Origin of the sequence: Micromonospora sp. NPDC005172, from assembly GCF_040608555.1 — a bacterium.
In the GTDB taxonomy this organism is placed as follows: domain Bacteria; phylum Actinomycetota; class Actinomycetes; order Mycobacteriales; family Micromonosporaceae; genus Micromonospora.
The window spans coordinates 135,232-152,053 of the sequence record NZ_JBEXIL010000003.1; the positions used below are offsets into that span (position 1 = coordinate 135,232).

A 16,822-nucleotide genomic window follows, 5' to 3' on the forward strand; every position below is an offset into this window, starting at 1 on the left:
CTAGGCACTGCGGATTCGTCGGCGTTCGCGGGGGCCCTCCGAATGTCGAGTAACCGACAGTAGGACGCGAACTGTATTTTGATTTCGAGGTGCGATTGAAGAAGGTGGCGCGCTCAAACTGTCACTATCGTTTCGATCCACTCAAACCGGACGAAGGTGCTCGCGCCGGTCCCGTCTTATAGTGTTCAGGTGAGCAATGTCGAGGTCACCACCTACACTGACGACGAAAAGATTGAGGAACTCTGCAGGCTCTATTGGGCCCAGGGTGCTGACAACGAGTTTTTGCATACCGTGAAGGAGTTGGCTGGCAACTTCGGCATTGCGGCTCATCTCGTGCTTAAGCAAGTAAACGCCAATTCTCTTGCTATTGCCGTATCCAAGGTTTGCCCCCGTTGCGGGTCTGGTTCGTTGGTGCGAAGTCGGTCCGACCTGGCGCTTGTCATGCGGTCTCCAGCAAGGAATTGTGAAGCATGCCAGGGCGAGTTGGCCCGAGAGCGTGCCGAGGCACTCGCTGTAGCTGAAGCCAGCAGGCGAATGATTATCCGCGATCATTGGGCGGTTGCTGAAGGTGATGAAGTTGATCCGGCGGAGCTTGATCTTAGAGGGGCCTTTGCGCTTGCGGCATTGCTTCTCAATGACGAAGAGGCCGACGACGGGATAGTGCCCGCGCTCGACGAAAGAACCGAGCTGCTGGGCCCGACCCTGGCTTTCTCCAGCAAGCTTGTCACGGAACTATACGAGCAAGGCAGAATCGCTATCCATCCCGACAGCCCAATAGCAGCCTTTCAGTGGGACGGTGAAACAGTCCCACGGCGCTACTATTCCAGCAAGGCCCGCTTCTATATTGCTGGTTCTGGTCCTATTGAAGGACGAGCCCGTGCCTACTTGGATAAATTCGACAAAATCATAAGTGTTGGGGCTTGGCCCGAGCACTGGCTCGAGGAGCTTCCCCGCTTCTGGAAAGAGTTGGCGACTGCCGAATGTTCGGCCTACCTCGTCTTCTGTTTGAATCAACATAGTCTCGAATTTTCGCCAGGAGATAAGACTGAGGCGGTACTAGGTCGAGCGCTGGAGTGGTTCACCCTCGGGCAGCTTTTCAGCTTCATCTGGCGTGCCGCGCGTGACGCGGCAGCATATAAGGCGAGGGATCGAGTATCTAAGTCTCAGGCTGCGAATAGCGCGATCACCCGGCTGAGGACTAGTACTGAGAAAGCTTACGCTGAAGGTTGGACGGTGCCCTCGTATAAGAGAGACTCCCGACTCGCTGTGTCGACGCTATCGCATCTTTTGCTCACGCGGGCCCTCAAGATGCCGGACCAGCTTGCGTTCAACCCGCTGCTAACTGAAGGGCGATCAGCGGTTCGGCTCAAGTGGGACAAGCTTGACGCTGAAGGATTCGAGCGGCTCATCTTCAGCCTGGTCTCCGCCGCCGATGGTTACATCGACGTCGACTGGCTGATGAATACGAATGCCCCTGACCATGGGCGTGATCTTGGTGCAACCCGTATCCGCCATGACGCGCTAACGACTCAGGTGAGAGAGCGGATCGTCATTCAGTGTAAGCATTGGCTATCTCGGTCCATTAAGGACGATGACATGTACAAGGAGGTTGCCTCGGTGGAACACTGGGACAATCCGCCGGTCGACGTGCTTATTATGGCAACTAGTGGTCGCTTCACTGCGGGTGGAGTCTCATGGATTGAGCGTCATAACGCCAAGGGTGTGCGACCTCGTATCGAAATGTGGAACGATGCTCGACTCGAGATGCTCTTGGCTGAGCGTCCTCACCTGATACTAGACTTCGAGCTTCGTTAGTAGTTGTACGTCGGAGGCTTGCCTGTGTTGACTCGCTAATCCTAGTGCGGACGCTGCTCTAGCCTGGAATCGTCGCGATTTCTTCCCGCAGGCATCCTGCGCTGAGGTGTCGTAGTCCCTCGCTGATGTGTTTTATATGCGCGGCGAAATGAATCTTGCTAGGCTCTTTAGTGCGGACTTGCGTTCGCCGGGACTGAGGTAGTCGCTGCCTCTCTTGGCTTGCTGTAACAGCCTCGTGAGGTGCTTCGACGCAAGAGGATCGGGATGCCCCGTACGAACTGCAAAGCCAAGGTAGAATGCCGCGTCAAGTAGTTTGAGGATTGAGTCATCGAGAGGCGCTGGAGCAGGCGTGGGCTTGACCTCCGCTCGATGCTGTTCCGGCTTCGTCTTAAGTGCGGCTGCCTCGGCCCATCGAGGACGCGGCCCGAAGTCGTCTTGGCCGACGCAGTAGCTCGTCAGTGCCTCTGACCAGGCGCGGACGTAGGCCGAAGGACTGCGCCAGGTGACGTCGAGTTCGTTGAAGATCCCGTCCCTTATAGTCCCTGTCACGGCAAACTCATGCAACGCGCTCTGGTGCCCTCTGTGCAGGTGTGCGGCGATGAGGCGAGCAGCATCGGCGCTGATTTCGCGGTTGCTGCGGGCGGCTTGGTCGATGCTGCGTTGGATCAGTTGACAGTCGATCTTCGCTGGCTGCCTCGTCTGTAGACGTAAATCCGCGAGGTAGGCACCGGACGCACGGCTTGTGCCCTGGTCATCCTGCCAATCGATCTGCCTTGACGCCCTCGGCGTCGTAAAGCTTGGCCGGGTCGCTGCGACTCTGGCCGGGCCGAGAGCGGGTTCGATGACCAGGTCGCCGCAAGCTAGCTCTCCGACACTCCGCGGTACGAGCACATATCTCGGGCGGAGCTGGCCGGCGGTCGCGCGGGCCAACTCGCCGAACAGGTCGGACAGTTGGGCTGGGAAGGCTTCTGCGGTGTTTTCACTCCTCTGGTTGGCATGCTTCATCGGGGTTGTTCCTGCTTAAGGTTTGTCGAGGTCGGCGAGCGTACATTGGCGTGTCTGTTGCGACGACGGCTCCCCGTACGCGGACGCCCGACTCCCCGACGGCACCCGTTTGCACGCCGTGCTGCCGCCGGTGGCGACGGAAGGCCCCTACCTGTCCCTGCGGACGTTCCGGCACCGCCCGTTCACCCTCGACGAGCTGGTGCGTCAGGGGACGGTGCCGCGGCCGGTGGCACCACTGCTCGCCGCCGTCGTCGCGGCGCGGTTGGCGTACCTGGTCACCGGCGGCACGGGCTCGGGCAAGACCACCCTGCTCAACACGCTGCTCGGGTTGGTGCCCGCCACCGAGCGGATCGTCCTCGTCGAGGACGCGGCGGAGCTGCAACCGGGGCACCCGCACGTGGTCGGGCTCCAGGCGCGTACCGCCAACGTCGAGGGGACGGGCGTGGTCAGCCTCGGCGACCTGGTCCGGCAGGCGCTGCGGATGCGCCCGGACCGCCTGGTCGTCGGGGAGTGCCGGGGCGCGGAGGTGGTCGACCTGCTCGCCGCACTGAACACCGGCCACGACGGCGGTGCCGGCACGCTGCACGCCAACACCCCGTCCGACGTACCGGCCCGGCTGGAGGCGCTCGGCATGCTGGGCGGGCTGCCCCGCGCCGCGCTGCACGCGCAGGTGGTCGCCGCGCTCCAGGTGCTGCTCCAGGTACGTCGCGGTGACCAGGGTCGAGTCCTCGAATCGATCTGTCTGCTGCTGCCCGAGGGGCCGGAGCGGGTGGCCAGTGTGGTGCCTGCCTGGGTACGTGGACGCGGGCTCGGCCTGGCCGCCCGTACGTTCGGTGCGCTGTTGCGGGACCGGGGTGTGGCGGTTCCGCCGATCCTCAGCGAGCCGTGGCCGGGATCGGCGGGTCCGGCATGAACGACACGACGATGCTGATGGCGGCGTTGCCGCTGGTCGCCGCGATCCTGGTGGTCTGGCCGGCGCAGCGCATCCGAGCCCGTCGCCGCCGGGTACTGGGGTCGTCGTCCCGGGGTGCCACCGGCGTCACCCCGGACGACGCCCTGGTCGAGTGGATCAAGGAACTCGCCCGCGGCCAGGACGGGCCGACGGATGAGTTCGGCGGGGTGCCGGTCTCGGCCCACCCGGACGTACTCGCACGCCCCACGGCGGCGTCGGGGATCAGCAGCGGGCGAACCGCTGTCGCCTGGTCCACCCGGGACCTCGACGACAGCCCGGGTCGTTCGCGGGCGACCGGTGGGCCGGAGGGACCCACCCGACCGGCGGGCCCGGCACGTCCACCGGCCCGCCGGGACTCTCGTCGGCCCGCCGCCACCGTCCGACCGGAGACCCTGGCGGCCGTCGAACACCGGGACCACCTGCCGGTCCGCGAAGCCGGCGGGCTGCTCGCGGAGCGGGCGGGCGAGATGCCCGGAAGACCGCTCGCGAACCTTGCCGTACGCGCCCGACGGTCGCCGCGCCGTGTGTTGTTGCTGGTTGCTCTGGTGGGGGCAGGTGTCGGTGCCGTGGTCGCCGGGCCGGTGGCCGCGGTGGCGGTGGCCGGGTACGGCACGCTCGCCACGCGCGCGCTGCTGCGGTGGAGGACGAACCGGCAGGCCGAGCTGATTCGACGGCACTCCCTCGACCTGCTGTGTGGTCTGGCGGCGGACCTCCGGGCGGGCCTGCCCGTGCCGTCGACTCTTGAGATCGCGGCCGTCGAGGCATCGGCCTCGACCAACCGGCTACGCGACCTGACCTCGGCCGCCGTGCGCCTGGCGGATCGGACCGGCGCGCCACTGGCGGAGCTGATCGAGCGGATCGAGGCGGACGCCCGGGCGACCGACCGCGGGCTCGCCGCCGCAGCGGCGCAGGCAGCAGGCGCACGCGCCACGGCCTGGTTGCTGGCGGCACTGCCGGTCGGCGGGATCGGGCTCGGCTACGGGATCGGGGTCGATCCCTTGGCCGTGCTCCTGCACAGCACGGTCGGTGGGGTCTGTGCGGTCCTCGCCGTCGCCCTGCAGGCCGTCGGCCTGTTCTGGGCCGAGCGGCTGAGCACTGCGCCGGCCCGGGCCGCCTGATGTCCCCGGTGCTGCTCGCCGGCGGCGGGACGGACAAACGCCGACGACCGGATGCGATCCGGCTCGCGGCAGGTATGGCCGGGCTCGCCGTGGCCGTGGTGGTCGGAGGCTGGTTCGGGCTGCTCGGCGCGGTCCCGACCGCAGTTGTGCTGGACGTGCTGCTGCGGCGGATCGAGACTCCCGCCGTTCGTAACCTGCGGCTCCGGGAAGCCGCCGACCTGCCACTCGCCGCTGACCTCCTGGCGGCGGCGATGCGGGCGGGTGCCCCGGTGGACCGATCGGTCCTGGCGGTGGCCGAGGCGTTGGACGGCCCGCTGGCCACCCGACTGGCCCGGGTGGGCCGCACGCTGCTTCTCGGTGGCGGCCCGACCGAGGCGTGGTCGGCGTTGGACGGTGTGCCGGGAGCGGATCGGATGGCCGCGGCGGCGTTCCGCTCGGCCAACAGCGGCGCGGCGCTGGCCGGTGCGCTGACCCGTCTCGCCGACGACCTGCGGGCAGACCGGGCCACCGCCGCGGAGGCGTCGGCACGCCGGGCGGGCGTCCTCATCGTGCTGCCACTGGGGCTCTGTTTCCTGCCCGCGTTCATTCTCGCCGGCCTGGTGCCGGTGATCGTCGCCGTCCTCGGCGACGTGCTCTGACCCATCGAGAAAGGGAAGATCCATGCGCAAACTCATCGCCCGGCTGCGCGGCGACGACGGGATGAACACCGCCGAGTACGCCGTCGGCACGCTCGCCGCGGTGGCCTTCGCCGGCATCCTGTTGAAGGTGCTGACCTCCGGCAACGTCCAGTCGGCGCTGACCGCGGTCATCGACCGGGCGCTCAAGTGACCGGGCGCCGGCAGGCCGACCCTATGCGGAACACGGACGCTCCCGGGCGCGCGTCCGACGGCGGCCGGAGGGCCCACATCGTCGGCGGCGAGCGGGGATCCTTCACCGCCGAACTGGCGGCCGGCCTGCCGGCGCTTCTCCTGCTGCTGCTCGCCGGCCTCACGGCGGTGAACGCCGTCAGCACACAGGCGAGTTGCCTGCACACCGCCCGCGAAGCCGCGCTCGCCGCCGCCCGGGGCGCCAGCGCTTCAGCCGAAGAACAGGCCGCGCCACCGGGAACAGAGATATCGGTGTCGGTCGAGGGTGATCGAGTGTGGGCGACAGCCCGTGCCCCCGTCCGTGCGTTGGGCGGCCGGCTGCCACGGATCACGGTGGTGGCCACCGCCGTCGCCGCGATGGAACCAGGCGCTCAGGAGGTGAGCCGGTGATGCTCCGGCCGGCGGTACGGCCACGCGGCGACAGCGACAGCCATGGCATCGCTCCGGGCCGTGGTCGATTCCGTAGCCGCAGACCCGACACCGAGCGACACCGTGACGGCCGAGCAGACGCGCAGCGTGGTGGCGCGACCGTCCTGCTGCTCGCGCTGGGGCTGGTGTTCGTGCTGGTCGGAACATTCGGCGCCGCCGTCGCCGCAACCGGGATGGCGGCCCAGCGGGCATCGGTGGCCGCTGATCTCGGTGCGCTGGCCGGGGCCACCCGGGCGCTCGACGGTGACGCGGTGGCCTGCGCGTCCGCCGCGGACATCGCCCAGCGCAACGCCGGCCGGATGGTGGACTGCGTCGTCGACGGCCTGGACGTGCTGGTGGCCGTCGAGGTGACGTTCACGCCGGTTCCAGGGCTGACCCGGGTCGCGGCGTCGACGGCCCGCGCCGGTCCGGTACGCGGCTGAACGGCTTAGCCCAACTGGCGAGCGTTGGAGTTGGGCCGGTTACGACGATGCGACATCAGCCCCAAAGGGGTGGACCACACCGACCGTGGGGAGAGGGGACGCCAATCTCATCTGGGCACTGCCGCGGCCGCCGCCCGGGTGGTGGCCGTGGACATCGAGCAGGCAGCAGCCATGCTGTGGGCCGCCCCTGACGGCAGCGCTAGCGATAGCAGATTCAGCAACCGGGGGTTACGTGGTAGTCGAGCCGTGGATGCTGCTGGCCTTGGGGCTAGGCGTACCGGCAACCATGAAGCTGCTCATGCTCATTTGGGCCACGCGAGGCGTGAGCCCGAAGGAGCGAGTTGCGTCATCAAGACCCTTGCGGAACTCTTCCGCGCTGGTTCGGCGCAGCATCGGAGCGCGGGCATCGGACGAGTCCGACAGCGGCGTTAGTCAGTCCGGGATGTCGTCGGTCGGGGCTGGCCGGTTCCTGGCGATCCAAGCGCGGACGGCCTTGCCATCCCAGACGCGGCCCATGCTCAAGGTGGCGAGGGGGTCGGGGAAGCCCTTGCGGCCCACGATGATCGTGGCGCGTTGCTTGCTGATGCCTCCAAGCAAGTCGCGGATCTCATCGAGCCCAAGCAACTCCACATCTCGACCGTAGGAGCCCTTGGAGTTGAACCAGACTAAACTGGGTAGTTCAACCCCCCAGGGGGTTGCCCTCATGCAACCCCTTGTGTTGCCATGGGTGAATGACGCGACGCGTTTCTTTTGCCGAGTATCTGACGGCTGTAGCGATGACCCTGGCTCGCAGGCATAGGCCGGTGTGGTCGTGGATTAAGTGGCGGAACGTTTGCAAGTGCGGGAACGAGTTGCCCTGCCGGGCGAGGCACAAGATCCCGATCAACCGGGGTCACTGGCCAGGCGAGACCTGATGACCACGCACGGGCCGGTGCTCCCGTTGTGGCTGTGCGAGGTGTGCGACCGGGCCTGGCCCTGTTCGACGCGCCGCCTGGAACTGCTGGGGGAGTACGCCTCGTCGCCGGTAGCCCTCCGGATCTACACGGGGTCGCACCTCACCGCAGCTGCGCAGGACATGACCTGGGCGCCTGCCGACGCCGTGTGCCGCCGGTTCCTCGGGTGGGTGGCGTGAAGCCGGGAGACGTCGTGTTTATCGGGGCCACCTGTTCGCCGCAGTTCACGGGAGACCGGGCGCTGATGCTGCGCGTGATGTCCGTTGGCGAGTCCGACCTTGTTGAGTGCGGCAGCTAGTCGCCACGCGGCGGTAGCGCAACTCCAGGGAACTCGGCGGACCGGGCCGGCGGATTCGGCTCACCGGCCCGGCGGACCAAGCTGCCTCTGAGTCCCCTTTGCTCTGCTTCACCATAGGCAACACCCGGTGTCCGGATACCGGACGCCAACTGTTTCCTCGGCTGAAGCAGAGCAAAGCGCAGCGGTCGAGGGGTGGGCGGCGAAACGCCAGCAGGATGCGTCAGCGGGACTGGAGCGCGTCCAGGGCGACGGCCATGGCGATGACCAGGCGGCGGTCGATCTGCGGGTTCTGCACCTCGACCACGTACTTGTCGCGCAGGCCCCACTTCTTGATCACCGAGAAGGCGGGCTGGCCGCCGGCGAGGAAGTCGAAGTGGTACGGCAGCCAGGACAGCGAGTCGACGAACCGGCGCAGCAGCGCCACCGGCAGGCTGCGCTCCTGACCCGTCACTTGCGGCAGGCCGGCCTGCTCGACGTGCCAGGTGGAGCGGAGCAGGGACTGGGCGAAGTCCTTGCGGAACAAGCCGATCGGGTTGCCGGCCGCGTCGGTGACGTCGTACGTGGCACCGAGGTCGAGGCGCTGGCGGGCCTTGAAGCCGAGCAGGGGCTGCTGCTTGGAGTCGTCGGTGTAGATCGTCACCTGCTCCTTGAAGGCGAGCCGCTTCTGCTGCGCGAAGGCAAGCAACTCGCCCTCGCTGCCGTCGGGCGCGACCGCCCGGACCTCGTACTGGTTGACCATCATCCGCAGCCGCTGGCGGATGTGGAACTGCTGCAGGGTCTGCAAGTTGTCGAGCTGCATCTAATCTCCTCAAAGGGTGTCGCGCCGGAGTCTCGCACAGCCGGGCAACCACCGTCGGCCCGTGCCCCGACCGACAAATCCGCCGGCCACCCCGACCCTGCCAGCGTCGCTGCGGCTGGCTCACGCTGACCGGCCCGACCCGGCCGGCTCACCCCGACGCGATCGACCCGCCCAGTACACCCTTGATCAGCTGAGCTGACCGGTCCGCCCGGCCGGACCGGTCACACACGGCCTTAGCGGCCGTCCACCGTCGAGCGCAACGACCAGGTGTTGAGCACCTGGTGGATGCCGCGCAGCCGCTCGTTGATCTGCTCCAGCCGCTCTGCCTGAGCCAGCGCGGCCAGCGCGGACCCGAGCGCGATCTGCTGGTCGAGGGTGAGGTGTTCCTGGTCGATGGTGTAGAGCAGGTCGACGGTCTCGGCGATCGTGTCGGCCACGGCTTCTCCTCGGGCACGGGGGCGAACTACTACAACACAAGCATCGATGGAAGCGCTCCCACATCATTGTGCCCAGTGCAGCCGGGATTCATGCAAGATGCCTCAGGCGGGCAGATTTCCCAGCACCACGTCGAGGACCCGGATCGCGTCCGGCTTGGAGAGCGGGTTGTTGCCGTTGCCGCACTTCGGTGACTGCACGCAGGACGGGCAACCGGTGTCGCAGCCGCACTCCGCGATCGCGTCCCGGGTGGCCCGCAGCCACGCCGAAGCCGTCCCGTAGGCCCGCTCCGCAAAGCCCGCGCCGCCCGGGTGCCCGTCGTAGACGAAGACCGTCGGCGCCTCGGTGTCCGGGTGCAGGGCGGTGGAGAGGCCGCCGATGTCCCAGCGGTCGCACGTCGCCATCAGCGGGAGCAGGCCGATCGCGGCGTGCTCGGCGGCGTGCAGCGCACCCGGCACGTCGGCCGTCTGCACCCCGGCGGACGCCAGCGACCGCTCGGACAGCGTGAACCACACGGCGACCGTGCGCAGCTCCCGGGTGGGCAGGTCCAGCGGCCGGGTGTCGATCACCTCGCCGGTGGCGATCCTGCGCCGCTGGTACGACACCACCTGGCTGGTGACGTCCACCTCGCCGAGGAACATCCCGACCGGCCCGGCGTCGACGTAGGAGCGCACCGACACCACGGACAGGTCCGTGACGTCCCGGGCATGGGTTGACCAGTCCGGCTCCTCCACGTGCACCAGCGCGCAGCCGTCGGCGAGATCCAGCTCGTCGACCACGTACGAGACGCCCTGGTGCAGGTAGACCGCGCCGGGGTGGAGCAGGAAGTGGGACGAGCTGCCGTCGACCGTGCCGAGCAACCGGCCGGTGGACGACTCCACCACGCAGACCGGGGCGCCACCCTCGCCGCGCAGGTCCACCTCCGGGCGCTCGCGATGCCGCCAGTACCAGCCGGTGGGCCGCTGCCGCAGCGCGCCGGCCTCGACCAACTGGTCGATGGCCTCCTTCGCCCCGTCGCCGAAGAGCGCCAGGTCGGCCGGGGTGAGCGGTGCCTCGGCGGCGGCGCAGGCCAGTTGCGGGGCCAACACGTACGGGTTGGCCGGGTCGAGCACCGTCGCCTCGACGGGCGCACCGAAGATCGCCTCCGGGTGGTGCACCAGGTAGGTGTCCAGTGGGTCGTCGCGGGCCACCAGCACCGCGAGGGCCTCCTGGCCGGAACGCCCGGCGCGGCCCGCCTGCTGCCACAGCGACGCCCGGGTGCCCGGGTAGCCGCAGATCAGCACCGCGTCCAGCCCCACCAGGTCCACGCCCAGTTCCAGCGCGTTGGTGGAGGCCAGGCCGAGCAGGTCGCCGTGCAGCAGCGCCCGTTCCAGCTCGCGCCGCTCCTCGCGCAGGTAGCCGCCCCGGTAGGCGGCCACCCGGTCGCCGAGCCCGGGCACGGCGTCGTCGAGCGCCCGGCGCGCGTTGGCCGCCACCACCTCGGCGCCCTTGCGGGAACGGACGAACGCGAGCGTGCGTACGCCCTCGGCGACCGTGTCGGCGAGCAGGTCCGCTGTCTCGCGCAGCGCCGAGCGGCGTACCTGCCGGAGGTCGTCGTGGTCGCCTGTCGGCTGCGGGGGGACCGGTGCGGAGGTGCCCGAGTCGGGTGGCAGCAGCGGCGGCTCCCAGAGCGCGAAGGTCACGCCGCCGCGCGGCGAGGTGTCCTCGGTGACGGCGGTCACCGGCAGGCCGGTGAGTCGGCCGGCGGCGGTGGCCGGGTCGCCCGAGGTGGCCGAGGCGAGGACGAACACCGGATCGGCGCCGAAGCGGGCACACTGCCGCCGCAACCTGCGCAGTACGTGCGCCACGTGCGAGCCGAACACGCCCCGGTAGGTGTGGCACTCGTCGAGCACCACGTACGCCAGGCGGCGCAGGAAACCGGACCACTGGGCGTGCCCGGGCAGGATGCCGTGGTGCAGCATGTCCGGGTTGGTCAGCACGAAACGCGAGTGCCGGCGGATCCACTCCCGTTCGGCGCGCGGTGTGTCCCCGTCGTAGCAGGCGGGGCGTACCCCCTCCAGTTCCAGGCCCGCGACGGCCCGCAACTGGTCGGCGGCGAGTGCCTTCGTCGGCGCCAGGTAGAGCACCGTCGCCCGGGGGTCGGCGAGCAGGGTGGCCAGCGCCGGGAGTTGGTACGCCAGGGACTTGCCGGACGCGGTGCCGGTGGCGACGATCACGTGGCCGCCCCCGTACGCCAGGGTGGCCGCCTCGGCCTGGTGCTGCCAGGGCGCGACGACGCCGCGGCGGGCGAACGCCGCCCGTAGTTCCGGCTGTGCCCAGTCCGGCCAGGCGGCGGGCACCCCGACGCGGGCCGGCACCCGCTCGACGTGGGTGACCGGGTCGCCGGCGCCCCGGGCGCGCAAGCGGCGCAGCAGGTCGACCGGCGGGGAGGAAGTCACGTCCTGCACTCTCGCACTGGTGTTCGGAGATGAAAAGTCGGGCCCGGGGGTAAGGGAAAGCCTCCGCCGGTGACCGCAGGGTGTCCCGGCGGTAGTGGTTAGATGCCCAGGAGAGTTTACGGCTCTGGCGAGGAGGACCGATGGAGCTGTCGCTGGCGACGCGCACCGTGGGCGAGCACACGGTGCTCGAGGTCGGCGGTGAGGTGGACGTCTACACCGCGCCCCGGCTCCGCGAACGTCTCCTCGAGCTGATCGACGGGGGTGCCCGGCACGTGGTCGTGGACCTCGGGCGGGTGGACTTCCTCGACTCGACCGGGCTGGGCGTGCTGGTGGGCGCGCACAAGCGGCTGCGCACGGCCGGCGGATCGTTCGCCCTGGTCTGTGACAAGGAGCCGCTACTCAAGATCTTCCGGATCACGGCGCTGGACCAGGTGTTCCCGCTGCACGCCACGGTCGAGGCAGCGGTCGGTGCGGGCCCGAGCGGCGCCAACGCGTGATGGCGACGGTCCGGCTCTCCTTCTCTCCGGCACCGGTGCACGTGCGCACCGCCCGACTGGTCGGCGTGGCCGTCGCGCGGCGGGCCGGTGTCCGCGAGGACCTGCTGGACGAGGTGCGCCTGGCCATCGGTGAGGCGTGCACCCGCGCGGTCGCCCTGCACCGGCAGTACGGCCTGGCCGATCCGGTGCTGGTGGAGATGTCCGACGGCGGCACGTACGCGGTGCGGGTCGTGGACCGGGCGCCGATCGAGGCCGGCATCGGGCTGACGGCACTGCCGCCGGACGAGTTGGCCGACGAGGCGCTGACCGACGAGGCGCTGACCACAGGCGTCGGGTTCGCCCTGCTCGCGGGCTTCGTCGAGGACCTTCAGGTACGTCCGGTCGACGAGGGCATCGGCACCGAGGTGCGGATGGTGTGGCCCGTCGGGCGCTGACCCTGCAACGACTGCGCACAAGGCCGTGTCCCCGTCGGGGATGCGGCCTTGTCGTCATGGATCGGGCCCTATATCAGATTTCGTTTCATAACACAGCGATGAAGATCATCACGACACGGTGCTACCTCGGTGTGACCTCGAACACTGTGGAGGGCTACAGTACCCGGGTTGTCAGCAAGTGATCCAACGCGCAGCCAGCGGGTATGGGTGGTTATCGCTGGTCCGCTGGGGTGGGTTGGCGCGCGCTTGCGAGTCCGCATCCAGGCGTCGACCGGTGCGTCTCCACCCGTCGACGCGAGTGTTCGGTAACAGGAGGACGCAGATGTCCGAGACCTTGGCCGCCGATGGCGGCGGGCTTTCCCTTACCGGAAGCAATGTCACGTACGTCGTCATCGCCGCGGTCATCGCGCTGGTGGCGCTCGTCTTCGCGGCCGCGCTGACGAAGACGGTGCTGGCAGCCGGCAAGGGCACCACCAACATGCAGGAGATCTCGGGGGCGGTCCAGGAGGGCGCCTCGGCCTACCTGCTCCGCCAGTTCCGCACCTTGGCGATCTTCGTCGTCGTCGCCGTGGTGCTGCTCTTCCTGCTGCCGGTGCACGACACCGACGGCAGCGAGATGGCCGTGAAGCTCGGCCGCTCGCTCTTCTTCGTGGTGGGCGCCGTGTTCAGCGCGTCCATCGGTGGCGCCGGCATGTGGCTGGCCACCCGCGCGAACCTGCGCGTGGCCGCCGCCGCCCGGGAGCGACAGGGTGGCCGCGAGGCGGCCATGAAGATCGCCTTCCGGACCGGTGGCGTCGTCGGCTTCCTCACCGTCGGTCTCGGCCTCTTCGGCGCCGCGCTCGTCGTCCTGGTCTACCGGGGCGACGCGCCGACGGTGCTGGAGGGCTTCGGCTTCGGCGCCGCCCTGCTGGCGATGTTCATGCGGGTCGGCGGTGGCATCTTCACCAAGGCCGCCGACGTCGGCGCCGACCTCGTTGGCAAGGTCGAGCAGGGCATCCCCGAGGACGACCCGCGCAACGCCGCCACCATCGCCGACAACGTGGGCGACAACGTCGGTGACTGTGCCGGCATGGCCGCCGACCTCTTCGAGTCGTACGCGGTGACGTTGGTGGCCGCGCTGATCCTCGGACGGGCCGCGTTCGGCGAGGACGGTCTGGTCTTCCCGCTGATCATCTCCACCATCGGCGTGCTGGTCGCCATCGTCGGCGTGTTCATCACCCGGCTGCGCGCCTCCGACCGCAACGGTCTCACCGCGATCAACCGTGCGTTCTACATCTCCGCCGTGATCTCCGCGGTGCTGGTGGCGATCGCCGCGTACACGTATTTGCCGGCGAGCTTCGCCGACCTGGAGGGTGGCCTCACCGACGTCGACCGCAACCCGCGCCTGGTGGCCATCGGCGCGGTGGTGATCGGCATCGTGCTCGCCGCGGCGATCCAGGCGCTGACCGGGTACTTCACCGAGACCAACAAGCGACCCGTGCAGGACATCGGCAAGAGCTCGCAGACCGGTGCGGCCACCGTCATCCTCGCCGGCATCAGCGTCGGCCTGGAGTCGGCGGTCTACTCGGCTCTGCTGATCGGCGCCGGCGTCTTCGGGGCGTTCCTGCTCGGCGGCAGCTCGATCACGCTGTCGCTGTTCGCGGTGGCGCTGGCCGGCACCGGCCTGCTCACCACCGTCGGCGTCATCGTCGCCATGGACACCTTCGGGCCGATCTCCGACAACGCCCAGGGCGTGGCGGAGATGTCCGGCGACATCGACGAGCACGGCGCACGCATCCTCACCGAGCTGGACGCGGTCGGCAACACCACCAAGGCGATCACCAAGGGCATCGCGATCGCCACGGCGGTGCTCGCGGCGACCGCGCTGTTCGGCTCGTACACGGACACCCTGCGCACCGCGTACGCGGACGCCGGTGTGGGCGACGTCGGGACCGAGATCCTCAACTCGCTCAACGTGGCCAACCCGCGCAACCTGGTCGGGTTGATCATCGGTGCGGCCGTCGTCTTCCTCTTCTCCGGGCTGGCCATCAACGCGGTGTCCCGCTCGGCGGGCGCGGTCGTGATGGAGGTTCGCCGGCAGTTCCGTGAGCTGCCCGGCATCATGGACCGCACCCAGCGCCCGGAGTACGGCAAGGTCGTCGACATCTGCACCCGGGACGCACAGCGCGAGCTGATCACCCCCGGCCTGCTCGCCATCCTGGCGCCGATCGCGGTCGGCTTCGGCCTCGGCCCGGGCGCGCTGGCCTCCTACCTGGCCGGCGCGATCGGAGCCGGCACCCTGATGGCGGTGTTCCTGTCCAACTCCGGTGGGGCCTGGGACAACGCCAAGAAGCTGGTCGAGGACGGCGCGTACGGCGGCAAGGGCTCCGAGTCGCACGCCGCCACGGTCATCGGTGACACCGTCGGTGACCCGTTCAAGGACACCGCCGGCCCGGCCATCAACCCGCTGATCAAGGTGATGAACCTGGTCTCGCTGCTGATCGCCCCCGCCGTGGTGGCCTGGAGCGTCGGTGACGACCGCAATGTCGGCCTGCGGGTCGCTATCGCGCTGGTCGCGACGCTGATCATCGTGGCGTCGGTGGTCTTCAGCAAGCGCAAGGGCATCGCGATGGACGACTCCGACACCGGCGCGGGCAGCGCCGACCACCGGTCGGAGACGGTCAACGCCTGACACCAGCGGCACCGTGGTCCCCGCTCGACGCACCCGTCGGGCGGGGACCGTGGCCATCTGGACCGGTGCCACACCTGGCTGAAGGTCGTACGCTGCAACGCATGCGTACGTGCCGGGCGTCTGCCGCCGGAAAGCTCACGGTGGTCCTGGCCACGCTCGTCGTCGTCCTCGCTGGCTGCGGCGGTGGTCCCAGCCCACGGGCCTGGGCGGCGTCGGTCTGCGGCGCGCTCACCCCGTGGCGCTCCGAGATCAGCAAGTTGACCAGCAGCACCGACCAGCAGATGACGGCGCAGACCACTCCGGCACAGGCCAAGGAGAATCTGGTGCGGCTCTTCGGTGGCGCGGAACAGGCCAGCGAGACCGCGCGTCGCAAGGTCGAGCAGGCAGGCGTCCCGGAGACCGACAACGGCGAGGCCATCTCCGCCGGTTTCCGCGGGTCCCTGGAGAAGATGCGGGACGCCTACGGCCGGGCCCGGGCCACCATCGCGGGGTTGGGCACCGGCGAACCCACCGCCTTCTACGACGGCGTGCGGACCGCCGTCGACACCTTGAACAAGGAGTACGACGCCAGCGCGCTGGACACCAGCAAGCTCAACTCCGAGGAGCTGAAGAAGGCCTTCGACGAGGTGCCCGAGTGTCGCTGAACGGGCTCGGTGACACGCCGGCCGCGCAGTCGCTGCCGGCGCTGTTCCCCGTACCCGAGCCCGACCCGTCGCGCGCCGACCCGTCGGACACCCGCCCGGCGACGTCGGGCCCGAGCCGGCGGCGCGGTGATCCTGACCGGTCGGAGTCGAGCCACCCCGCGCCACCCCGGGCCGACGACGCCGGGCGGCAACTGGTCTTCTTCGGCGCGGATGCCGCCGAGCCGGTGGTCGCCGACCTGGCCGGGCTGCTCGCCGGGCCTGGCGAGGTCGTCCGGATGGGCGGCACCGCCCGCCTCGCGGTGCGGGTGGACGCCGCCTGGCGGGTGCACGTGCTCGTCGCCGAGTTGGCGCTGCGCGGGCTGGCGGCGACCTGGGCACCGACCGAGGACCAGCGACACGCCGTGCGTACGTCGTACACCCGGCTGTTGAAGCCGCTCGCGGTCGCCTGGCTGCACGGTCCGGCGAAGCGTCCGCCGGAGGCCTTCCACCTGACCGGCCGACGGCTGCGGCTCTGGGTCGCCGCCGCCGGGACGCCGGAGCCGCCCAGCGGCTTCCTGCTGGGGCTCGGCGCGGGGGACCAGGAGTCGTGGGACGCGATAGGTGCCGCGCTCACCGCCGCCGGCCTGGCCGGCACGCTGCTCGGCCCCGCCGAGGGCGGCCCGGCGTACCGGATCACCGGTCGACGCCGCCTGGCGCGGCTCGCCGAACTGGTCGGGGGACCGCCGACGGCGGCACCGGCGGACGCCTGGCCGTAACCGTCGCCGCGCCGGGCCCGAGGCGTGCGGGGGCGGCGTGGGGTGGGGTGTCCGGTGTTGGACAGCTGGGCTTGGACGGGCTGGTTGAGGGCCCGCCATCGTCACAGTGACCCGCTTCGAGCCCTACCCACGGTGTACCGTGGCGCCGTCTGGCAGTGTCGAGCACGGCGGACGGATTCGACCGTCGCGCCGCAGCGGATTGCCGCCCGCGAAACCCGAAACGCGGACGGCGCGTTACGTTGGACATCCGGATCGCCGGTGCCACGGCGGGGTCGAGAGCGGTCGCTGTCG

The 16,822-nt window shown here is 69.5% G+C and carries 17 protein-coding genes and 1 pseudogene; 13 read left to right on the forward strand and 5 right to left on the reverse strand.

The genetic code is table 11. The features are described 5' to 3' along the window. Nucleotides 1-189: 189 nt before the first annotated feature. Nucleotides 190-1,815: a restriction endonuclease gene (locus ABZV06_RS03305; RefSeq protein ID WP_355618232.1), complete on the forward strand. Its 1,626-nt coding sequence runs from the start codon at nt 190-192 to the stop codon at nt 1,813-1,815. A 132-nt stretch (nt 1,816-1,947) separates the two neighbouring features. On the opposite strand, the gene ABZV06_RS03310 is transcribed toward ABZV06_RS03305, so the two are convergent. Then, complete coding sequence (locus tag ABZV06_RS03310) at nt 1,948-2,820, reverse strand: hypothetical protein (RefSeq protein ID WP_355618234.1); 873 nt, start codon at nt 2,818-2,820, stop codon at nt 1,948-1,950. 61 nt (nt 2,821-2,881) lie between these two features. On the opposite strand from ABZV06_RS03310, the pseudogene ABZV06_RS03315 reads away from it, so the two are divergent. The 6 genes and pseudogenes from ABZV06_RS03315 to ABZV06_RS03340 all read left to right on the forward strand — a co-directional run. Next, nucleotides 2,882-3,733 (forward strand): annotated as a pseudogene (locus tag ABZV06_RS03315) (TadA family conjugal transfer-associated ATPase); the annotation flags it as partial. Next, nucleotides 3,730-4,890, forward strand: a complete 1,161-nt coding sequence (locus ABZV06_RS03320; RefSeq protein WP_355618236.1) for a hypothetical protein — start codon at nt 3,730-3,732, stop codon at nt 4,888-4,890. The pseudogene ABZV06_RS03315 and the gene ABZV06_RS03320, both read left to right, overlap by 4 nt. Beyond that, nucleotides 4,890-5,528, forward strand: a complete 639-nt coding sequence (locus tag ABZV06_RS03325) for a type II secretion system F family protein (protein WP_355235523.1) — start codon at nt 4,890-4,892, stop codon at nt 5,526-5,528. Before ABZV06_RS03320 ends, ABZV06_RS03325 begins: the two co-directional genes overlap by 1 nt. A gap of 22 nt (nt 5,529-5,550) precedes the next feature. After that, nucleotides 5,551-5,718 (forward strand): DUF4244 domain-containing protein, encoded by a 168-nt coding sequence (locus ABZV06_RS03330; RefSeq protein ID WP_234584142.1) that lies wholly within the window; start codon nt 5,551-5,553, stop codon nt 5,716-5,718. 23 nt (nt 5,719-5,741) lie between these two features. Continuing rightward, entirely contained in the window at nt 5,742-6,146 is a 405-nt protein-coding gene (locus tag ABZV06_RS03335; RefSeq protein ID WP_355618238.1) for a TadE family type IV pilus minor pilin, read from the forward strand. Further along, the gene (locus tag ABZV06_RS03340; protein WP_355235518.1) at nt 6,143-6,607 is read left to right on the forward strand and encodes an Rv3654c family TadE-like protein; all 465 of its coding nucleotides are present in this window, start codon (nt 6,143-6,145) and stop codon (nt 6,605-6,607) included. Before ABZV06_RS03335 ends, ABZV06_RS03340 begins: the two co-directional genes overlap by 4 nt. Nucleotides 6,608-7,039: 432 nt before the next feature. Here ABZV06_RS03340 and ABZV06_RS03345 read toward each other — a convergent pair whose 3' ends face one another. Next, on the reverse strand, nt 7,040-7,237 hold the full coding sequence (locus ABZV06_RS03345) for a hypothetical protein (protein ID WP_355235515.1): 198 nt from the start codon (nt 7,235-7,237) through the stop codon (nt 7,040-7,042). A gap of 283 nt (nt 7,238-7,520) precedes the next feature. Here ABZV06_RS03345 and ABZV06_RS03350 point away from each other — a divergent pair, with 283 nt between their 5' ends. Beyond that, nucleotides 7,521-7,739 carry a hypothetical protein gene (locus tag ABZV06_RS03350; protein ID WP_355618240.1) on the forward strand — a complete coding sequence of 73 codons (219 nt, stop codon included), beginning with the start codon at nt 7,521-7,523 and terminating at the stop codon, nt 7,737-7,739. 339 nt (nt 7,740-8,078) lie between these two features. On the opposite strand, the gene ABZV06_RS03355 is transcribed toward ABZV06_RS03350, so the two are convergent. The 3 genes from ABZV06_RS03355 to ABZV06_RS03365 all read right to left on the reverse strand — a co-directional run bounded on the left by ABZV06_RS03355 (nt 8,079) and on the right by ABZV06_RS03365 (nt 11,539). Beyond that, the gene (locus ABZV06_RS03355; protein WP_355235511.1) at nt 8,079-8,657 is read right to left on the reverse strand and encodes a hypothetical protein; all 579 of its coding nucleotides are present in this window, start codon (nt 8,655-8,657) and stop codon (nt 8,079-8,081) included. A 233-nt stretch (nt 8,658-8,890) separates the two neighbouring features. Continuing rightward, entirely contained in the window at nt 8,891-9,094 is a 204-nt protein-coding gene (locus ABZV06_RS03360) for a hypothetical protein (RefSeq protein ID WP_355235508.1), read from the reverse strand. Between the two features lie 102 nt (nt 9,095-9,196). Then, nucleotides 9,197-11,539: a DEAD/DEAH box helicase gene (locus ABZV06_RS03365; protein WP_355618243.1), complete on the reverse strand. Its 2,343-nt coding sequence runs from the start codon at nt 11,537-11,539 to the stop codon at nt 9,197-9,199. Between the two features lie 131 nt (nt 11,540-11,670). Here ABZV06_RS03365 and ABZV06_RS03370 point away from each other — a divergent pair, with 131 nt between their 5' ends. The 5 genes from ABZV06_RS03370 to ABZV06_RS03390 all read left to right on the forward strand — a co-directional run bounded on the left by ABZV06_RS03370 (nt 11,671) and on the right by ABZV06_RS03390 (nt 16,531). Continuing rightward, nucleotides 11,671-12,027, forward strand: coding sequence for an STAS domain-containing protein (locus ABZV06_RS03370; RefSeq protein WP_355618246.1), 357 nt, complete (start codon nt 11,671-11,673; stop codon nt 12,025-12,027). Then, on the forward strand, nt 12,024-12,461 hold the full coding sequence (locus ABZV06_RS03375) for an ATP-binding protein (protein WP_355235500.1): 438 nt from the start codon (nt 12,024-12,026) through the stop codon (nt 12,459-12,461). The genes ABZV06_RS03370 and ABZV06_RS03375 overlap by 4 nt, the downstream gene beginning before the upstream one ends. A 322-nt stretch (nt 12,462-12,783) precedes the next feature. Beyond that, nucleotides 12,784-15,132, forward strand: coding sequence for a sodium-translocating pyrophosphatase (locus tag ABZV06_RS03380; RefSeq protein WP_355235498.1), 2,349 nt, complete (start codon nt 12,784-12,786; stop codon nt 15,130-15,132). Nucleotides 15,133-15,233: 101 nt separating this feature from the next. Next, complete coding sequence (locus ABZV06_RS03385) at nt 15,234-15,776, forward strand: hypothetical protein (RefSeq protein WP_355235495.1); 543 nt, start codon at nt 15,234-15,236, stop codon at nt 15,774-15,776. 191 nt (nt 15,777-15,967) lie between these two features. Further along, the gene (locus ABZV06_RS03390) at nt 15,968-16,531 is read left to right on the forward strand and encodes a hypothetical protein (protein WP_355618411.1); all 564 of its coding nucleotides are present in this window, start codon (nt 15,968-15,970) and stop codon (nt 16,529-16,531) included. Nucleotides 16,532-16,822 lie beyond the last annotated feature (291 nt).